Annotated in this window: 17 protein-coding genes; 6 read left to right on the plus strand and 11 right to left on the minus strand. The window is 61.7% G+C overall.

The window, feature by feature from the left end; genetic code table 11:
* Positions 1-5: 5 nt before the first annotated feature.
* Positions 6-1,397 (plus strand): FAD-dependent oxidoreductase, encoded by a 1,392-nt coding sequence (locus ACV8MC_RS16760; protein ID WP_457262685.1) that lies wholly within the window; start codon positions 6-8, stop codon positions 1,395-1,397.
* A gap of 8 nt (positions 1,398-1,405) precedes the next feature.
* Here ACV8MC_RS16760 and ACV8MC_RS16765 read toward each other — a convergent pair whose 3' ends face one another.
* Positions 1,406-2,794, minus strand: coding sequence for a type VI secretion system Vgr family protein (locus ACV8MC_RS16765; RefSeq protein ID WP_457262687.1), 1,389 nt, complete (start codon positions 2,792-2,794; stop codon positions 1,406-1,408).
* Between the two features lie 221 nt (positions 2,795-3,015).
* Here ACV8MC_RS16765 and ACV8MC_RS16770 point away from each other — a divergent pair, with 221 nt between their 5' ends.
* Positions 3,016-3,720, plus strand: a complete 705-nt coding sequence (locus ACV8MC_RS16770; RefSeq protein WP_041477129.1) for a YebC/PmpR family DNA-binding transcriptional regulator — start codon at positions 3,016-3,018, stop codon at positions 3,718-3,720.
* 102 nt (positions 3,721-3,822) lie between these two features.
* Here the strand turns inward: ACV8MC_RS16770 and ACV8MC_RS16775 are convergent, their stop codons facing one another.
* The 4 genes from ACV8MC_RS16775 to ACV8MC_RS16790 all read right to left on the minus strand — a co-directional run bounded on the left by ACV8MC_RS16775 (position 3,823) and on the right by ACV8MC_RS16790 (position 7,889).
* Positions 3,823-5,136, minus strand: a complete 1,314-nt coding sequence (locus tag ACV8MC_RS16775) for a protein kinase (RefSeq protein WP_150634916.1) — start codon at positions 5,134-5,136, stop codon at positions 3,823-3,825.
* A 158-nt stretch (positions 5,137-5,294) separates the two neighbouring features.
* Entirely contained in the window at positions 5,295-6,425 is a 1,131-nt protein-coding gene (zapE, locus tag ACV8MC_RS16780) for a cell division protein ZapE (RefSeq protein WP_457262690.1), read from the minus strand.
* Positions 6,426-6,630: 205 nt separating this feature from the next.
* Positions 6,631-7,386: an anti-sigma factor family protein gene (locus tag ACV8MC_RS16785; RefSeq protein WP_110600761.1), complete on the minus strand. Its 756-nt coding sequence runs from the start codon at positions 7,384-7,386 to the stop codon at positions 6,631-6,633.
* Positions 7,383-7,889 (minus strand): sigma-70 family RNA polymerase sigma factor, encoded by a 507-nt coding sequence (locus ACV8MC_RS16790; protein WP_041477125.1) that lies wholly within the window; start codon positions 7,887-7,889, stop codon positions 7,383-7,385. The genes ACV8MC_RS16785 and ACV8MC_RS16790 overlap by 4 nt, the downstream gene beginning before the upstream one ends.
* Before the next feature lie 156 nt (positions 7,890-8,045).
* Here ACV8MC_RS16790 and ACV8MC_RS16795 point away from each other — a divergent pair, with 156 nt between their 5' ends.
* Complete coding sequence (locus ACV8MC_RS16795; RefSeq protein ID WP_457262693.1) at positions 8,046-9,152, plus strand: catalase family peroxidase; 1,107 nt, start codon at positions 8,046-8,048, stop codon at positions 9,150-9,152.
* Positions 9,149-9,694, plus strand: coding sequence for a cytochrome b (locus tag ACV8MC_RS16800; protein ID WP_129999585.1), 546 nt, complete (start codon positions 9,149-9,151; stop codon positions 9,692-9,694). The genes ACV8MC_RS16795 and ACV8MC_RS16800 overlap by 4 nt, the downstream gene beginning before the upstream one ends.
* A 59-nt stretch (positions 9,695-9,753) precedes the next feature.
* Here ACV8MC_RS16800 and ACV8MC_RS16805 read toward each other — a convergent pair whose 3' ends face one another.
* The gene (locus ACV8MC_RS16805) at positions 9,754-10,905 is read right to left on the minus strand and encodes a M14 family metallopeptidase (RefSeq protein ID WP_236168559.1); all 1,152 of its coding nucleotides are present in this window, start codon (positions 10,903-10,905) and stop codon (positions 9,754-9,756) included.
* Between the two features lie 95 nt (positions 10,906-11,000).
* Between ACV8MC_RS16805 and ACV8MC_RS16810 the strand changes: the two genes are divergently transcribed.
* The gene (locus tag ACV8MC_RS16810; RefSeq protein ID WP_143979101.1) at positions 11,001-11,219 is read left to right on the plus strand and encodes a hypothetical protein; all 219 of its coding nucleotides are present in this window, start codon (positions 11,001-11,003) and stop codon (positions 11,217-11,219) included.
* Positions 11,220-11,323: 104 nt separating this feature from the next.
* Here ACV8MC_RS16810 and ACV8MC_RS16815 read toward each other — a convergent pair whose 3' ends face one another.
* A complete protein-coding gene (locus ACV8MC_RS16815; protein WP_236168678.1) occupies positions 11,324-11,722 on the minus strand; it encodes a DUF6124 family protein in 399 nt (132 codons plus the stop codon).
* Between the two features lie 130 nt (positions 11,723-11,852).
* Here ACV8MC_RS16815 and ACV8MC_RS16820 point away from each other — a divergent pair, with 130 nt between their 5' ends.
* Positions 11,853-12,512: a LexA family protein gene (locus ACV8MC_RS16820; RefSeq protein ID WP_071172928.1), complete on the plus strand. Its 660-nt coding sequence runs from the start codon at positions 11,853-11,855 to the stop codon at positions 12,510-12,512.
* 42 nt (positions 12,513-12,554) lie between these two features.
* Here ACV8MC_RS16820 and ACV8MC_RS16825 read toward each other — a convergent pair whose 3' ends face one another.
* The 4 genes from ACV8MC_RS16825 to ACV8MC_RS16840 all read right to left on the minus strand — a co-directional run bounded on the left by ACV8MC_RS16825 (position 12,555) and on the right by ACV8MC_RS16840 (position 18,312).
* Positions 12,555-14,504 (minus strand): acetyl/propionyl/methylcrotonyl-CoA carboxylase subunit alpha, encoded by a 1,950-nt coding sequence (locus tag ACV8MC_RS16825; protein ID WP_457262695.1) that lies wholly within the window; start codon positions 14,502-14,504, stop codon positions 12,555-12,557.
* Complete coding sequence (locus tag ACV8MC_RS16830) at positions 14,504-15,316, minus strand: gamma-carboxygeranoyl-CoA hydratase (RefSeq protein WP_310216966.1); 813 nt, start codon at positions 15,314-15,316, stop codon at positions 14,504-14,506. The genes ACV8MC_RS16825 and ACV8MC_RS16830 overlap by 1 nt, the downstream gene beginning before the upstream one ends.
* A gap of 120 nt (positions 15,317-15,436) precedes the next feature.
* A complete protein-coding gene (locus tag ACV8MC_RS16835; protein ID WP_252886439.1) occupies positions 15,437-17,041 on the minus strand; it encodes a carboxyl transferase domain-containing protein in 1,605 nt (534 codons plus the stop codon).
* A gap of 107 nt (positions 17,042-17,148) precedes the next feature.
* Positions 17,149-18,312, minus strand: a complete 1,164-nt coding sequence (locus ACV8MC_RS16840; RefSeq protein WP_457262698.1) for an isovaleryl-CoA dehydrogenase — start codon at positions 18,310-18,312, stop codon at positions 17,149-17,151.
* Positions 18,313-18,504 lie beyond the last annotated feature (192 nt).

Below are 18,504 nucleotides of genomic sequence, written 5' to 3' on the forward strand. Positions count from 1 at the left end.
TTCCCATGCGACCGTTCTGGCTCGAGCAAGCCTTGCAGGCCGACCCATCCGAGCAGTGTCCACCGCTGCAAGGCGAGGTGCGCACCGATGTGTGCATCGTTGGCGGCGGCTACACCGGATTGTGGACGGCGATCATGCTCAAGCAGCAAAACCCCGAGCTGGAGGTGCTGCTGATCGAGGCGGACATCTGCGGCGCTGGCGCCAGTGGCCGCAATGGCGGCTGTGCGCTGTCGTGGTCGGCGAAATATTTCACCCTGGAACGCTTGTTCGGCGTCGACGAGGCGGTGCGTCTGGTCAAGGAATCCGAGCGCAGCATCCATGCGATCGGCGAGTTCTGCGAGCAGTACGGCGTCGATGCCGACTACCGCCTCGACGGCACGCTGTACACCGCGACCAATCGCGCCCAGGTCGGCGCAACTGACGCGGTGATCGCGGCGCTGGAGCGTAACGGCATCAACTCGTTCAGCCAGCGACCGCTCGCCGATGTGCAGCGCATGGCTGGTTCGTCAAAACATCTGGAAGGCTGGTTTTCCCCGGCGGCTGCCAGCGTGCAACCGGGCAAACTGGTGCGCGGCCTGCGCCGGGTGGCGCTGCAATCGGGCGTGAAAATCCATGAAGGCACGGCGATGACCGGACTGGAAGAGGGCCGCCCGGCACGTATTCACACGCCCGGCGGCAAGGTCATCGCCGACCGCGTGGTGCTGGCGATGAATGCGTGGATGGCCCGCGCGTTTCCTCAGTTCGAGCGCAGTGTGGCGATCGTTTCCAGTGACATGCTGATCACCGAACCGCGTCCGGAGCTGCTGCAGCAAATCGGTTTGACCAGCGGCGTCAGCGTCCTCGATTCGCGGATTTTCGTGCATTACTACCACAACACCCCGGACGGCCGGATCATGCTCGGCAAGGGCGGCAACACCTTCGCCTATGGCGGGCGGATGCTGCCGGTGTTCGATCAGCCGTCGCCTTATGCCGGATTGCTCGAGCGCAGTCTCGCGGATTTTTTCCCGGCGTTCGCCGAGGTCAAAATCGACGCGACGTGGAACGGCCCGTCGGATCGTTCGGTGACCGGTTTGCCGTTTTTCGGCCAGATGAGCTCGGCGGGCAACGTGTTTTACGGCTTCGGTTATTCCGGCAGCGGCGTCGGCCCGTGTCACATGGGCGGGCAGATTCTCGCCGCGCTGGTGCAGGGTCTGGATAATCCGTGGACCCGTTCGCCGCTGGTCAACGGGCCGCTGGGTTATTTCCCGCCGGAACCCATCCGCTACCTCGGCTCGTTGATGGTGCGCAACGCCATCCGCCGCAAGGAGCGCGCCGAAGATCACGGGCGCCGGCCTCGGCATCTGGACGTGCGCCTGGCCAGGTTCGCGGCGGCGGCGGGCAAGGCGGACAAAGGCTGAGGCGCCGATCAATGCTCGGCGCGGTGGCTCAGCCAGTCGAGCAACAGGCTGTCGCGCACGGGCTCTGATTCGCGCTCCGGCGGCTGGCGTGCGTGGCTGAGGCAAAGGATCGGTCGGTCCGGATCGCTGTCGAGGAAACTCACCCACACTTCACTGCCGGCGCGCGGTAATTGATCGACGGCGACGGGGCCGCTGAGCCGGCTCATGGCGATCGGCAGCCACAGGGCGTCGCTGGCGGATTTATCCTCAGCCGGCCACAGGCTTACAGCGAGGCAGCCGTTTTCGTCCACTTGCGCAGGTTGCCCAGGCGCACCCGCCACTTTTGCCAAGTGATAACCGGCAATATTCGGGCGAGCTTGTTTGAGTGGCGGACGGAAATCGGTCGACCAGGGCTGCGCAGTGAAGTCGTTGTGATAACGCTGAACGCTTGGCGCCGGATCAAGGATCGAAGGGTGCTGCCCGTGGTGGCGCACCGCGCTGATCAGCCATTGTTCGTTGAAATGATGAATCGGGTGGTCGGCCACAAGCAGCAGTCGTCCACTGAGCAAATCGCTGCAATCACTGCGCCCGTGAATGGAGCGCAACTGGCAGCGTTGGCGTTGCAGATGACGTCGGCTGCGTTGTTCGGCGTGCAGACGTTCCGGCGATCGCGCGGGCATCGGCAACTCGGTCGAGACCTCGTTGGCGGCTTCGGCATTGCCGGTTGGCTGACCGCGATTGCGCACCGCATGCAGCATCGGTACAGGCGCCGCGCGATGCTGTTGATAGAGCGCGCTGACGCAGGGCGACGGTGGTTGCTCATCAGCACTGAAAGGGATTTCGACCGGTTCCTGCGGCAGGCTCAGGCTGTCGTCAGCGAAGACCACGACGTGTCCGTCCGGCCCGTGTTCGAAGTGATAGTGGATGCCTTCTTCTTCGCATAGCCGCTGCACCAGTGCCAGATCGCTTTCTTCGTACTGAATGCAAAACGCCCTTGCCGGGTAGTGACCGACGCTCATTTCAATGCGGTAGCTGTGCGCTGGCAGGGCATGTTCTTCGAGCAGTTGTTGAATGATCTGCGGCACACTCAGGTGAGTAAACACGCGGCGCTTATGCGTTTGCGCCAGTTGTTGCAGATACGGCACCAGAATCAGTCGATAGCCGACCCGATGCGTCCCGCGATGTTCGCAGCTGGCGCTGGAAATGACGCCGTGGAATCCGTGCTGCTCACTGAGCCGCAAAAAGGCTGGCCTGTGCAGGAAGGATCCCGGGACGATGGCCGGGGCCAGTCCGAGCAGTTCGATGTCGAAACGGTAAGGCTGGTTCAGCGCTTCCTCGCCGCGAAAACGCACCACCGGCAGGCGCAATCCGCTGTCGGTCAGCGTAAGGGTGAAGGGACTTTCCTTGTCATTGAGCATTCGAGCAGGCCCTGTCAGGCGATACGGGGTTTCAAGGGTACGAAACCGTCGGGCTGAATGGTCATGTCAAAGGCGCTTTTCAGAATCCCCCTACATGCTTTGGTGAAGATGTCGATTCCGTCGGCTGTTTTTTTGGTCGATTGCCGACTTTAGGCCGTATAAACTTGCCGCCACGCGTCGGCCAATAGATGTCTCGGCGCCACAGATCAAGAGAGTGAGTAATGGGCGCACAGTGGAAGGTTAAACACAAAGAAGCGGCAGCCAACGCCAAAGGGAAGATCTTCGGCAAACTGGTGAAGGAAATCACCATTGCTGCGCGCAACGGTGCCGATACCGCCACCAACGCACACCTGCGTCTGGTGGTCGAACAGGCGAAAAAAGCCTCGATGCCAAAAGAAACCCTCGATCGCGCGATCAAGAAAGGCGCCGGTCTGCTGGGTGAAACCGTGCAATACCATCGCGTGACCTACGAAGGCTTCGCGCCGCATCAGGTGCCGCTGATCGTCGAATGCGTCACCGACAACATCAACCGCACCGTCGCGGAAATTCGTGTGGCGTTCCGCAAGGGCCAGTTGGGCGCTTCGGGTTCGGTGGCGTGGATGTTCAACCACGTCGGCATGATCGAAGCCTCGCCGGACAGCCCGGAAGCCGATCCGGAAATGGCTGCGATCGAAGCCGGTGCCCAGGATTTCGAGCCGGGCGAAGAGGGCGCGACGCTGTTCCTCACCGACCCGACCGACCTCGACGCTGTGCAGAAAGCCCTGCCGGAACAAGGCTTCACCGTGCTCTCGGCCAAGCTCGGCTACCAGCCGAAGAACCCGGTCAGCGGCTTGAGCGACGAGCAGATGGCTGAAGTCGAAGCGTTCCTCGAAGGCCTCGACAACCATGATGACGTGCAGGACATGTTTGTTGGTCTGGCTGGCTGATCTGTCGCGCCAGGAATGACCTCTTCGCGAGCAGGCTGGCTCCCACATTTGCAATGCATTCCAATGTGGGAGCGAGCCTGCTGGCGAATGACCGCGCAGCGGTCACAGATTCTCCAGCATCTCGATGACTTCACTGAACCCCGGCCGCCCCAGCACATCCGCCTGACAGCAACGTCGTTCCAGCGCCTCCAGGTGCGCGCGCCGCTCCGTACTCAATCCTGAGTCGACACGCTCCAGCAATTCCCCCAACAACACACCGAACGCACGTACTTCCAGGCGCTGCAATGCGCGCGTCTGCACATCATCGCCGGTGGCATGAAACGACGCCGCGCCGAAATCCCCGAGCAGACAATCGCCGCGATCGTTCAACAGAATGTTGTGGCCATACAGATCGCCGTGGGTAATGCCTTGGCGGTGCAGGTGCTCGGCCGCTGAGGCGATGCCTTTGGCGACGCGCAGGGCAACCTCCGCCGTGAACCGGCAATCCTCGGCATAAACATCCCGCGAGCACGAGGCCAGGCTCGGCAAGCCGGCGAGATTGCCGAAGCTCGGATCAATCAGTTGCATCACCAGCCCCTGCTGTTGATCGGGGTGGCCGCTGATGCGGCCCTCGACGCGGATCAGGTTGGGGTGCAAACCGGCGGTGATGCAGGCGTTCATCTCATGCAATGGCGAGCCGTCGCTGGTCATCTCGCCTTTGTACAGCTTCACCGCAACCGCTTGCGCCGTGCCATCGTCACGCTGCCAGACCGCCCGGGAAATCACCCCGGAAGCGCCTTCGCCCAGTTGCTGCTCCAGACGTAGCGCCGACCAGTCGATCAGCGGCGTGGCCTCAAGGGCAGCGGCATCGGCTTCGGTCTCCAGCGGATTGCCGGCGTAGGCCAGCCAGGTCAGGCTCGGCAAGGTCAGCAGCCATTGCGGCAGCTCGTTGAGCTGGTTGGCGGCGATGCGCAGCAATTCCAGCCGATGGCAGTGACGCAGGGAGTCTGGCAGCGATTGCAGGCGATTGCCGGCGAGCATGAGCTTCTGCAAAGCGGGGCGTTCACCGAGTTCGCTGGGCAGGCTTTCGATGCGGTTATCGGTGAGGATCAGCCAGCGCAGCTGCGGCGGCAGGGCGGCACCGGGCACATTGACGATACGGTTGGCCTTGAAGCCGACCATGGTCAGCGCGGTGCACTGGCCGAGGCAGGCTGGCAGTTCGCTGAACTGGTTGTCGGAGCAGAACAGCACGCGCAGGCGGGTCAGGCGATGCAGGTCAGCGGGCAGGCTGGATAACGCGTTGCCGCTGAGGTTGAGCACTTCCAGCGTCTCGGCCAGTTGGAAAATTTCGTTGGGGAATTCGGTCAGCCCGCAGGACAGGTCGAGGCGGGTAACGCCTGACAGCTCGCCGGCGCGCAGTTGAGCAAGGGTGTGCATGTCTGGTTTCGCTATTGATCGGTGGAGCGACGCGGGGGCGCTGGAATGGGCGACATGATAGCGGTAAAGCGGATGCTGAACGGATTTTGAGTTGTCCCGGGACCTGGTGGGAGCGAGCCTGCTCGCTCCCACAGGGCTCGCTCTCACAGGGTGGGGTGTCAGTTGGGAGCGTGGATTTCCTTCAATTGCCCCAACCGGCTGCGCGTGCGCGCCAAGTCAATGGCGTGACCTTCCAGGCTCTGACCCAGCGGCAACTGGCCGAGCAGGGTCAGGTGTTTGTCCTGATCGTAGAGCACGTCGATCAGATTGATGAAGCGCTGTTGCACGGCGATCGGACACTCGCCGAGCTGCGGCAGGTCATCGATGATCCACTGGTCGAAACGCTGGCACAGTTGCAGATAATCCATCACTGCCGTTGGCTGTTCACACAGATCGTTGAAGGTGAACGCGACTCGCCGGCCTTGGCAAAAACGGGCCTGAAGCTGGCGCTTGCCAACCTCGAGGGCAAGGGCAGGCGCGTCGGCTGGTGGCAGGTCCAGAGCCTGGCGCTGGGCTGTTGAAGCCGGCCAGACGTAATGCCCTTGGGTAAACACTTGATGCGTGTGTTGGCGGTTGAGTGTGCGGTAGTCGTGGTCGCCGCCGACTTCCATCACCTGCATGCGCGTGTTGATCAGCTCGATCACCGGTTTGAAGCGTGCGTGATACAGCGGATTGGGCAGCAGGCCTTCCGGCGCGTAGTTGGAGGTTACCAGCAGCATGATCCGCCGTTTGAACAGTGCCTTGAACAAACGCGTGATCAGCATCGCGTCGCCGATGTCGTGCACATGAAATTCGTCGAAACACAGCACCTGGCAATCTTCCAGCAACTCATCCAGGGTGATTTCCAGCGCGTCTTCCTGCAGGCGGTGACGGAACATGCCGTCGTGCAGCCGGGCAAAAAACTGATGGAAATGCAGGCGACGTTTGCGCGTGATCGGCAGCGCCTGGAAGAACCCCTCGAGCAACCAGCTCTTGCCGCGCCCGACGGCTCCGTACAGGTACAGACTCGGCGGTGTGTGGCCGCTGTCGCCCAGCAGTACGCTGGCCTGCTGCGCCATGCAGTCGATGACGTGCTGCTGACTGCGGCTAAGGGTGTAGCCCTGGCTTTTGGCTTTGTCGCGGAAATAATCGCGGATGGTCGCGGCATGAGCATCGTGCCCGGCGCTGACGGGCAGGCTTTTGCCGAACAGGCGGCGCAACAACGGCCAGCGTTGGCTCAGTCGTGATCGTTTCGGCGTTCGGGCGGGCACGCGGGGCAGGCTCCTGGTTGATTGGGCCGACTCCACCGGAGCTCGGCGCTAAAGTTTAACCAGACCTCGGACATAGGCTCCATGAAATATGCATGATTCCCCTGTAGGAGCTGACGAGTGCAACGAGGCTGCGATCTTTTGATCTGGGTTGCCGCCAACAGATCGCAGCCTCGTTGCACTCGTCAGCTCCTACAAGGGGCGGATTTCAGAACGGCGGCGATTGCTTGAGCAACTCTGCTGCCGGCGAGTCGGTCGGGCTGACCACCGCATAGTTGTAGCCCGGCCCTGACCAGTAATCGGCCTGCAGATCGCCATCGCTGCGCGAACCGCGCGGCAGCAGGGTGTTTTTCGGCCCCGGTGGACGCAGGTAGAAACTGACCTTGTGACCGCTGCCATCCTCATACATCACCATCGCCGCCGCGCCTTCATCGGTGCTGAGCAAACGCCCGCTGACCGGCTCGAATCCGGCAGCTTTCAAGTCCGGCAAGCGCCCGGCACCACTGAAGTAGCGGTCGAGCCAGCGCTGCATGTCGCCGTCGCTGTCGACCTTGTAATCGGCGGGCAGTACGCCTTGCTGGGCGATCAGGCGATAGGCTTGCAACGCGTCAGTCATCGGCAATTGCGCAGGGCGCGCCAAGGTCATTTCCCGTGCCTGCCAGCCACTGAAACCACCAATGCTCACGGCAATCAGCAGCACCGCCGCGCTGGCCAGGTGCCGACGGGACTGCTGGCGGCGGCGCTGGCGAATCATCATCGGGTCAAGCGCCGGATTGGCCGGTTGCTGCAACGCGCCACTCAGCGCTGCGCGCAGCTGCTGGGCGTCGCGTTGCCAGGCGCGCACCTGTGCCGCTTCTTCAGGGTGACTGGCCAGCCAGGTCTCGAGCACGCGCCGATCGGCGTCGCTGAGCTGGTGGTCGACATAGGCGTGCAAATCACGTTCGCTGGGAGGCAGGCTGATCATTTGAGTATCCGCAAGGAAGGGCTGCTGATTTCGCCGTCGCTGAGTTGGCGCAAGGCCTGGCGGGCGCGGGACAGGCGCGACATCACGGTGCCGATCGGGGCGCCGAGGATCTCGGCGACCTCTTTATAGGACAGGCCTTCCACCGAGACCATCAGCAGCAAAGCGCGCTGTTCGGTGGGCAGGCGTTCGAAGGCTTGCAGGGTCGATTGGGCAATCACGGTGCGTTCCACAGACGGCTCGGCATCGTCGCGACCGGTGAAAAATTCCAGCATCCGCGCATAGCGCCGCGAGCGACGGTGCGCATCGAGAAATTGCCGATAGAGGATTGCAAACAGCCAGGCGCGCAAGTCGCCGTCAGCGCGTTTTTCGCCCCACGCCGAGAGTGCCCGCTCGAGGCTGGCCTGGACCAGATCGTCAGCGCTGCTGCTGTTGCGCGTCAACGACACGGCGAAGCGGCGCAATCTGGGAATGATTTCTCTCAACTGTTCGTCGAATTCGCTCATGAATGTCTGCTGGTCGCTACGCTGTGGACTAGGAAGACGCCCGTCAGCGCAGGTTATTCCCCGTGCGCAAAAATAAATACCGCGCCGTGGAATAAACCCGGACGGGGTGCGTCTTGCTGACTCTTTCCACTTGTGGCCGATGGCCTGGAGATATTCATGGTTGATCGCTCGTCCCCAAACGCTGCACCGCCCGGCAGGCCGCCGCGCGAGCCACTGAGCGCCGCGAGCCTGGTTTTACGTCTGGGCGGCATTGCCGTGATTGTCGCTGCCGTGGCCGGGGCGGTTGCCTACGTGCATGGCAATCTTGACCCGCAACGATTGACGCCAAAAGCGTTGGTCGATGTGCTGGAAAAGAACAACGGCGTGCATCCCGGCTTTCGTCGCAATCACGCCAAGGGTGTCTGCGTGATAGGCCATTTCGAAAGCAGCGGCGAGGCGCGCGCGTTCTCCACGGCACAGGTGTTCAACCTGCCGCAGACACCGGTGGTGGGGCGTTTCGCCTTGCCGGCCGGCAATCCCTACGCGCCGGACAGCGCCGTACCGATCCGCAGCCTGGCGCTGCGCTTCACCCAGGCGAACGGTCAGCAATGGCGCACCGGGATGAACAGCATGCCGGTGTTTCCGGTGGGCACGCCCGAAGCGTTCTACCAATTGCAGCAGGCGCAGTCGCCGGATCCAGCCACCGGCAAGCCAGACCCGACGAAGGTGCCGGCGTTTTTTGCCGCACATCCGGAAGCCGTGCCGTTTCTGACGTGGGTGAAGACCGCCAAGCCTTCGGCCAGCTACGCCACCGAAACCTATAACAGCATCAATGCGTTCTATCTGGTCGATGGCAACGGTAAAAAACAGGCCGTACGCTGGAGCATGACGCCGCTGGCGCAGGACGCGGCGGGTGCCACGGCTCCTGAAGGCGCGGACTTTCTCGAGAAGGATCTGGTGCAACGCCTGGCCGCCGCACCCTTGCGCTTTCAGTTGAACATCACCCTGGCCAACGCCGGTGACCCGGTGAACGATGCCAGCAAGACCTGGCCCGCAGATCGCAAAGTGTTGAACGCCGGAACCCTGGTGCTGGTGAAGCCCCAGCCGCAACTCAGTGGCGAGTGCCGTGACATCAACTACGACCCGCTGGTGCTGCCGGCCGGGATTCAAGGATCGGAAGATCCACTGCTGGCCGCGCGTTCTGCCGGCTATGCCGATTCCTACCTGCGTCGCACCAGCGAAGTCAGCCAGTTGCCCGCCGCCAAACAGGAGGCTCGTCCATGAACAAGCAACCGACGCATTTCGTTTTGCTGGCGCGCCTGCTGCACTGGCTGATGGCGCTGATGATCATCGCCATGCTGTTTATCGGCGCGGGCATGGTCACTTCGGTGTCGTCTCGCCATGAATGGCTGATTCATCTGCACAAGCCGCTGGGCATCGCGATTCTGGCGCTGGTGATCGTGCGCCTGCTGGTGCGCTTCACCACGCGCCAACCGCCGCTGCCGGATGATCTGCCGGGCTGGCAGGTGCTCGCAGCCAAGGCTTCCCACGTCTTGTTGTATGCGTTGATGCTGGTGCTGCCGTTGCTCGGCTGGGCGATGATCAGTGCCTCGGGCGAGCCGGTGATGCTCTCGGCGTCGCTGCATCTGCCGCCAATTGTGCCGGCCGACGCGCAACTGTTTGCGTTGCTGCGCAAGTCCCATGGCTATTTGGCGTATCTGCTGTTTCTGACAGTGCTGCTGCACCTGGCGGCGGCGCTGTTCCATGGCTGGGTGCGTCGTGACGAAGTGCTCGACAGCATGTTGCGCGGGCGCGATCGCGGCTGACCCTATAACGCAAAAGATCGCAGGCCGGCTGCGATCTTTTGTTGTTGCAGGGAAGGGGATCAGCGCAGGGTGTCGACCATGTCGGCGAAGGTGGTCAGCACATCCTTGCCCAATTGCTTGGAACGTTTGCCCGACCAGCCGGTGATCTTGTCCGGGTGGTCGTCGTGGTCCTTGAACGGCATCTCCAGGGTCAGCGACAGGCAGTCGTATTTCTGTCCGACGCTGTTGCAGGCCAGGGTCATGTTGGCCTGTCCCGGTTCGTCGCGGGTGTAGCCATAGGTGGTCTGGAAGTCTTTGGTGGTGTGCTTCAAGTGGCTGCGGAAATGCTCTTCAAGCTTTTCGATGCGCGGCGTAAAACCAGGATTGCCTTCACAGCCGGCGGTGAAAACGTGAGGTATGGTTTCGTCGCCGTGTACGTCGATAAACGCATCGACGCCATACTTTTGCATCTGCTGCTGAACGAATAGCACTTCCGGGCTGATGTCCTGGCTGGCGTTCTGCCAGGCCCGGTTCAAGTCCTGCCCCATGGCATTGGTGCGCAGGTGGCCGTGGAACGCGCCGTCCGGGTTCATGTTCGGCACCAGATACAGATCGGCGCTGGCCAGCAGTTTGTTCAATACCGGATCGTCCTGTCGTTCCAGACGCTCGATCACACCTTCCATGAACCATTCAGCCATGTGCTCGCCCGGATGTTGCTGGGCGATGATCCAGATTTTGCGCTGGCCTTCGGCACCGGTGCCTTTGCGCAGCAGCTGAATGTCGCGGCCCTCGACACTTTTGCCGGTCGCCAGCAATTCGGTGCCAGCCTTGCTTAGCGCTTGCTCGATCAACCAGTCGTGGCGGCCGCGGCTGTAGGGTTCGAAGTAGGCGAACCAGGCGTGGGTCTGTTCCGCTTCGAGGCAGAAGCGCAGGCTGTCGCCTTCGAAGCTGGTGGGGATGCGGAACCAGTTGACGTGATCATACGACGCCACCGCTTGATAGCCCGGCCAGCCTTTGCTGTAGGTCGATTGGCTGGCGTTGACCAGGCGAAACCAGTGTTCCTGGTGCACATGCAGGCCGCTGGCCTTGAAGTGGAACCACTGAAAATGAGCGCTGCGGGTGTCCGGGCGGATGGCCAGGACGGGACTGAGCGGGTTGCTGATATCGATGACTTGGATATTGCCGCTGTCGAAATTGGCGCTGATGTCGAACGAAGATTTGGCCACGGTCATGGTCGGTTCCTGATCAGGATTTTTATGACCGGTACTTTACACGCAGGCAGGGCTGAAACCGAGGGGAATCGCGGGTGTAGCGGGGGGCGTCTTCCGTGACGCGCCAGCAGCTTAGAGGCTATGCGATTGATTCTCAAGTGCTGATTGCCATTAGTTTCGCCCAATGTGGCTGGGCTCGGCTTGCCAATCAATATTCTTTTGATATTATCCGCGCCATCGAATTTGCAGCACCCAAAGACTTCATTAGCCTGAAGACACAAGCCCGAAAAACGGGCAAAAAAAGACCCGGCAAAAAGCCGGGTCAAAAACCGTGATTAGCCTGATGAGGAGATAGTCCAGAAGACCGACCTAAGGTCTCTGGTCCATCGACTGATCTCGCGACCAGCTGCTTGCAATAATAATCATTATCATTTGCAAGTCAAATGTTTTTATCTGCGCGATGGGAAAATTCTTTCCTGTCCGCCCGTACCTTGTCCGCCGTGACTTCATCGTTGTCGATCGAATGGTCGACCATCGCCCGCGCCATATCCACCATGTGCACCACCGAAAAGGCCAGATCGCGACTGGTGCCTTGCAGGTTTTCTGCGGCCTTGAACGCGGTGGCGGCTGCACATCGCAACAAGTCCGAGGCATGCACCAGCGCTTCTTCGCCGCTGAGATGGTTTTTGACATTGAAAAAACGTTCGTCCGTCTCGGATTTCGAAACAGCCGGTTTCAAGTAGTAGTCCAGCGCGCGCTGTGCGGCGGCATTGCCTTGAGGGGAGGTGAAGCTGGTGTCGATTTGCAGATCGGGCAGGTCTTTGCTGCTGATGTTCATCATGAAACGTCACTCCATGTTCGATTGAAAGTCCGTTCCTCTAGGATAGTACCGCCTGTATTTGTGACTAGGATTTAAATACTACAATATGTGTTTTGCCGGTCGAAGACGTCCGCGTAAGGTGCGGCACATGGATAAATGGATTGAGTTGGTCAAGGCCAAGATGAGTGAACTCAAAGTCACTCAAACAGAGCTCGGAGAGCGCGTCGGCATGTCCCAGGGCGGGATCGGTCATTGGCTGAACAAGCGTCGCGAACCCGGTGTTACCGAAATGAACCGCGTGCTCAAGGCGCTGGGAATGGACTTCCTTGAAGTCGTTCTGGTGATTCGCGAACCGCAGCCGACGCCGGAAGACGAGATGCCGCTGGCGCAGAAGTACAACCCGTACTTCCGTTATCCGGTTTGCGATTGGCGTGCACCGTGCGAAGTGCGTGACACTGCGGCGAGCTATCCCGGAGCATCAGCGAAGCAGCGCTTCGAACTGACGGATTACCACGCTCGCGGCGGTGCGGCGTTCTGGCTGACGGTGACGGGGGATTCGATGACCGCGCCGAGCGGCCAGAGCGTTGCCGAGGGCATGCTGATTCTGGTCGATCCGGAGTTGGAGGCAGTGCCTGGCAAACTGGTGATCGCCCAGTGGCCGGACAGCGAAGAAGCGATTTTCCGCAAGCTCGACGAACAGGCCGGCCAGCGTTACCTGGTGCCGCTCAATCCGACCTGGCCGAAAACCCTGCTCACCGATGAATGCCGGATCATCGGCGTAGTGGTTCAGGCAACGGCGCGTTACTGAACGGATCGATTCTCGCGCAAGGCCAGGATCGATCCTTTTATTTCATCCCTCTTCCAGTTCAACCAAAGCGCTGCCTTCACTGACCATATCGCCTTCCCGGCAATACAGCGCTTTGATCACACCGGCCTGCGGCGCACGGATGCTGTGTTCCATCTTCATGGCTTCAAGCACTACCAGTTGCGCCCCGGCCTCAACCGACTGTCCCGTTTCGACCAACACACGCACGATGCTGCCGTTCATTGGCGCGGTCAGACCGCCCTGATGGCTGTGGCTGGCCTCGACGGCGCTGATCGGATCGAACGCTTCGATGCGCCGCAACTCGCCGTCCCATTCCAGATACAACACGCCAGCCTGACGAATCGCCCGTAACGTGCGGCGCACGCCGTCATGCTCGACGACCAGCGCTTCGCCCAGCAGTGTCGCAGAGGCCGCAGAGCCCAAAGTCAGCGCGCGATCCTGTCCCTCGCAACTCAAATGCAAGGTGATTTGCGCCGGCAAACCTGCGCGCAAACCACTACCGCAAGACCAGGGCGAGGCGGGATCATCCGCCCGAGCACGCTGCGGCAGACTCTGCGCAAACGCCTGCGCCGCCGCCTGCCAGAACTCATCGCTCAACGTGCCTGGTGCTGGCAGCAATTGCTCCTGATAGCGCGGAATGAACCCGGTATCCAGCTCTGCCGCCGCAAACGCCGGATGCGCGATGATCCGGCGCAGGAAATTGATGTTGGTCTTCAGCCCGCCAATCGCAAACTCGTCGAGCATGCTCAACAGACGCAAGCGCGCCTGCTCGCGATCTTCACCCCAAGCAATCAGCTTGCCGAGCATCGGGTCGTAGAAGGGCGATATCTCGTCACCTTCCTCAACGCCGCTGTCCACCCGCCGCCCCGCGCCCTGTGCCGATTCGCGATACAAGTCCAGCCGCCCGGTGGCCGGCAGGAAATCATTCGCCGGATCCTCGGCATACAAACGCACTTCGATCGCATGACCATTGAGCGGCACCTGCGCCTGAGTGATCGGCAGCGTTTCCCCACGGGCGACGCGAATCTGCCAGGCGACCAGATCCAGTCCGGTGATTGCTTCGGTCACCGGGTGCTCGACCTGCAGCCGCGTGTTCATCTCCATAAAGAAAAACTCGCCGCGCGCATCCAGCAAAAACTCCACGGTGCCGGCGCCGACATAACCGATCGCCTGCGCCGAACGCACGGCCGCTTCGCCCATTGCTCGGCGCAACTCGGGCGACAGGCCCGGCGCCGGGGCTTCTTCGACGACTTTCTGGTGACGGCGCTGGATCGAGCAGTCGCGCTCGTTGAGATACAGGCAGTTGCCGTGCTGATCGGCGAACACCTGAATCTCCACGTGACGTGGCTTGAGCAAATACTTTTCCACCAGCATCCGCGAGTCGCCAAACGACGATTGCGCTTCGCGCTGCGCCGAGGCGAGGGCTTCAGCCAGTTGGCTGACATCCTCAACCACCTTCATACCCTTGCCGCCACCACCGGCGGTGGCCTTGAGCAGCACCGGATAACCAATGCGTTCGCAAGCTTCGCGGAAGGTGTCGAGGTCCTGCGCTTCGCCGTGATAGCCCGGCACCAAAGGCACACCGGCCTTTTCCATCAGCGCCTTGGCGGCGGATTTGCTGCCCATCGCGTCGATGGCCGAGGCGGGCGGGCCGAGGAAGATCAGCCCGGCGGCTTCGATGGCGCGGGCGAATCCAGCGTTTTCCGAGAGAAAGCCATAGCCGGGATGAATCGCCTGGGCACCGCTGGCCTTGGCGGCGGCGATCAATTTATCGATTTGCAGATAACTCTCGGCAGCCTTGCTGCCGCCCAGATCCACGCGGATATCGGCTTCACGGCTGTGCCGCGCATCGCGGTCGGTGGTGCTGTGCACAGCGACGGTAGTCAGGCCCAGGGCCTTGGCGGTGCGCATCACTCGGCAGGCGATTTCGCCGCGGTTGGCCACCAATAGGGTGGTAATCACAGGTGCGCTCATCAACGCGACTCCTTGGTGGATGCGGCTTGCCAGCTCGGCGGGCGCTTTTGCAGGAAGGCGCGCAAGCCTTCCTGGCCTTCAGGGCTGACGCGAATCCGCGCGATGGCATTTTCGGTGTAGCGGCGCAGGGCCGGGGTCAGCGCGCCGTTGCCGACTTCGCGCAGCAAGTCCTTGCTGGCGCGCATGGCCGCGGGGCTGTTGAGCAGCAGGTTGTCGATCCACTGTTCGACCTGTTGCTCCAGTTCAGCCGCAGGATAGCTTTCGGCGAGCAAGCCGATCTCCCGCGCCCGCTGCCCGCTGAAGCGCTCGGCAGTCAGCGCATAGCGCCGCGCCGCACGCTCACCGATCGCCTGCACCACGAACGGGCTGATCACGGCCGGTGCCAGGCCGATGCGTACTTCCGACAGGCAGAACTGCGCGTCATCGGCGCCGATCGCCATGTCACAGCAACTGATCAAGCCCAGCGCGCCACCAAACGCCGCGCCCTGAACCACAGCCAGAGTGGGGATTTTCAGCTTGGCGAGGTTGTACATCAGCTCGGCCAGTTCGCGGGCATCGTCAAGATTGGTGTGGTAATCGAGTTCCGCCGATTGCTGCATCCAGGCCAGGTCGGCACCGGCACTGAAATGCTTGCCACGCCCGCGCAGCAGCAGGAAACGCAGGTTCGAATCGCTGGCGACCTTGTCGAGGGCGAGGATCAGTTCGCGGATCATCTCGGCGTTGAACGCGTTGTTTTTCTCCGCGCGATTTAGCCACAGCGTCGCGAAACCGCGTGGGTCGTTTTGCAGTTCGAGGGTATTGAAGTCGCTCATATTCATCCGTCTCCACGGTTCTTGTGGGAGCGAGCCTACTCGCGAAAGCGGGGTATCAGTCGATCTATCCGCTGCCTGACAGAGCGCATTCGCGAGCAGGCTCGCTCCCACAAAAAAACATCACATCCGGAACACGCCGAAGCGGCTCGGTTCGATTGGCGCGTTCAGCGACGCGGACAAGGCCAGGGCCAGTACATCGCGGGTCTGCGCCGGGTCGATGACGCCGTCATCCCACAGCCTTGCGCTGGAATAATAGGGGTGACCCTGTTCTTCGTACTGATCAAGAATCGGCTGCTTGATCTCGGTCTCCTGCTCGGCGCTGAACGCCTGACCGCTGCGTTCGGCTTGTTCGCGTTTGACCTGCACCAGGACGCCGGCGGCCTGTTCGGCGCCCATCACGCCAATCCGCGCGTTCGGCCACATCCACAGAAAACGCGGATCGTAAGCGCGCCCGCACATACCGTAGTTGCCGGCACCGAAGCTGCCGCCGATGATCACGGTGAATTTCGGCACCTTGGCGCAGGCCACCGCGGTCACCAGTTTCGCGCCGTGCTTGGCGATGCCGCCGGCCTCGTATTTCTGGCCGACCATGAAACCGGTGATGTTCTGCAGAAACAGCAGCGGGATGCCGCGCTGGCAGGCCAGTTCGATGAAGTGCGCGCCTTTCTGCGCAGCTTCGGCGAAGAGGATGCCGTTGTTCGCCAGAATCGCGATCGGATAGCCGTGCAAGTGAGCGAAACCGCAGACCAGCGTGGTGCCGAAGAGGGCTTTGAACTCATCGAACACTGAGCCGTCGACCAGCCGCGCAATCACTTCGCGCACATCGAATGGCTGCTTGGCGTCAGCCGGAACCACGCCGTACAACTCGTCGCTGGCGTACAGCGGCGCGATCGGTGTGCGTTGCTGCACCTCGCCGAGCTTGCGCCAGTTGAGGTTGGCGACGCTGCGGCGGGCGAGGGCGAGGGCGTGTTCGTCGTTCTCGGCGTAATGGTCGGCCACGCCGGAGGTCTTGCAGTGCACATCGGCGCCGCCGAGGTCTTCGGCGCTGACCACTTCGCCGGTCGCGGCTTTTACCAGCGGCGGGCCGGCGAGGAAAATCGTCGCCTGGTTGCGCACCATGATCGCCTCGTCCGCCATCGCCGGCACATACGCGCCGCCAGCGGTGCACGAACCCATCACCACGGCGATCTGCGGGATGCCCATGGCGCTCATGTTGGCCTGATTGAAGAATATCCGCCCGAAATGCTCGCGATCCGGAAACACTTCGTCCTGACGCGGCAGGTTGGCGCCGCCCGAGTCCACCAGATAAATGCACGGCAGGCGATTCTGCTGGGCGATGGTCTGCGCACGCAGGTGCTTCTTCACGGTGAGCGGGTAATACGAGCCACCTTTCACCGTCGCATCGTTGGCGACGATCATGCACTCCACGCATTCGACGCGGCCGATGCCGGCGATCACCCCGGCAGCCGGCACGTCTTCGCCATACACGGCGTGAGCCGCCAGTTGGCTGATTTCGAGAAACGGCGAGCCCGGATCGAGCAAGCGATTGATGCGCTCGCGCGGCAGCAATTTACCCCGCGAGGTGTGGCGTTCCTGAGCTTTGACACCGCCACCCTGCGCGACTTGAGCGAGCAAGGTGTGCAGCGCGTCGACCTGTTTGAGCATCGCCGCACTGTTGGCGGCGAACTGCGCCGAGCGCGGGTTGAGCTGAGTGTGCAGAATCATGGGGCTTACTCCGTAAGCAGCTTCTAGCTACAAGCGGCAAGCTGCAAGTTGGGGCAAGAGCGTGGTTCTCTTGCAGCTTGTCGCTTGCGGCTTGCAGCTGACGAAATTCATTTCGTCTCGTTGAACAGTTCGCGGCCGATCAGCATGCGGCGGATCTCGCTGGTGCCTGCGCCGATTTCGTAGAGCTTGGCGTCGCGCAGCAGGCGGCCGGCGGGGAATTCGTTGATGTAGCCGTTACCGCCGAGAATCTGGATCGCGTCGAGGGCCATTTGCGTGGCGCGTTCGGCGGTGTAGAGGATCACCCCGGCAGCGTCCTTGCGCGTGGTTTCGCCGCGCTCGCAGGCCTGGGCCACCGCGTACAGATAGGCGCGGCTGGCATTGAGCTGGGTGTACATGTCGGCAACTTTGCCCTGGATCAGCTGGAATTCGCCGATGCTCTGGCCGAACTGCTTGCGGTCGTGGATGTACGGCACGATCAGGTCCATGCACGACTGCATGATCCCGGTCGGGCCACCGGAAAGCACCACGCGTTCGTAATCGAGGCCGCTCATCAGCACTTTCACGCCACCGTTGAGCACGCCGAGGATGTTTTCCTCCGGTACTTCGACGTCATCGAAAAACAGCTCGCAGGTGTTGGAGCCACGCATGCCAAGCTTGTCGAACTTGTTGCTGCGGCTGAAGCCTTTCCAGTCACGCTCGACGATGAATGCAGTAATGCCGTGCGGGCCTTTTTCCAGATCGGTCTTGGCGTAGATCACGTACGTATTGGCGTCAGGGCCGTTGGTGATCCAGGTTTTGCTGCCGTTGAGTACGAAGTGATCGCCGCGTTTGTCGGCGCGCAGCTTCATCGAGACCACATCGGAGCCGGCGTTGGGCTCGCTCATCGCCAGGGCGCCGACGTGCTCGCCGCTGATCAGCTTCGGCAGGTATTTGGTTTTCTGTTCGTGGTTGCCGTTGCGGTTGATCTGGTTGACGCAAAGGTTGGAGTGCGCGCCATAGGACAACGCCACCGACGCCGAGCCACGGCTGATTTCTTCCATCGCCACCACATGCGCGAGGTAACCCAGACCTGCGCCGCCGTACTCCTCCGGCACGGTGATGCCGAGCAGGCCCATGTCACCGAATTTGCGCCACATGTCGGCGGGGAACAGGTTGTCGTGGTCGATCTGCGCGGCACGCGGGGCGATCTGATCGGCGACGAAGGACTGCACCTGATCGCGCAGCATGTCGATGGTTTCACCGAGGGCGAAATTCAGGGATGGATAGCTCATGAGGCACCTTTTGGCTTTTTTATCGGGTGGAGCGCACGACGAATCGGCGTTCAGCTTTACGTTAACGTAAAGCTTCCACAGTTCGACTGTCAATCGGCTTTACGTAAGCGTCAACTTGGGCGAGAGTAAGGACAGTTCAGGATCAGATATCGGTTTGTTTCTGGTGGGAGCGAGCCTGCTCGCGAAAGCGCT

It is taken from the genome of Pseudomonas sp. PK-RTE-24, from assembly GCF_054052265.1.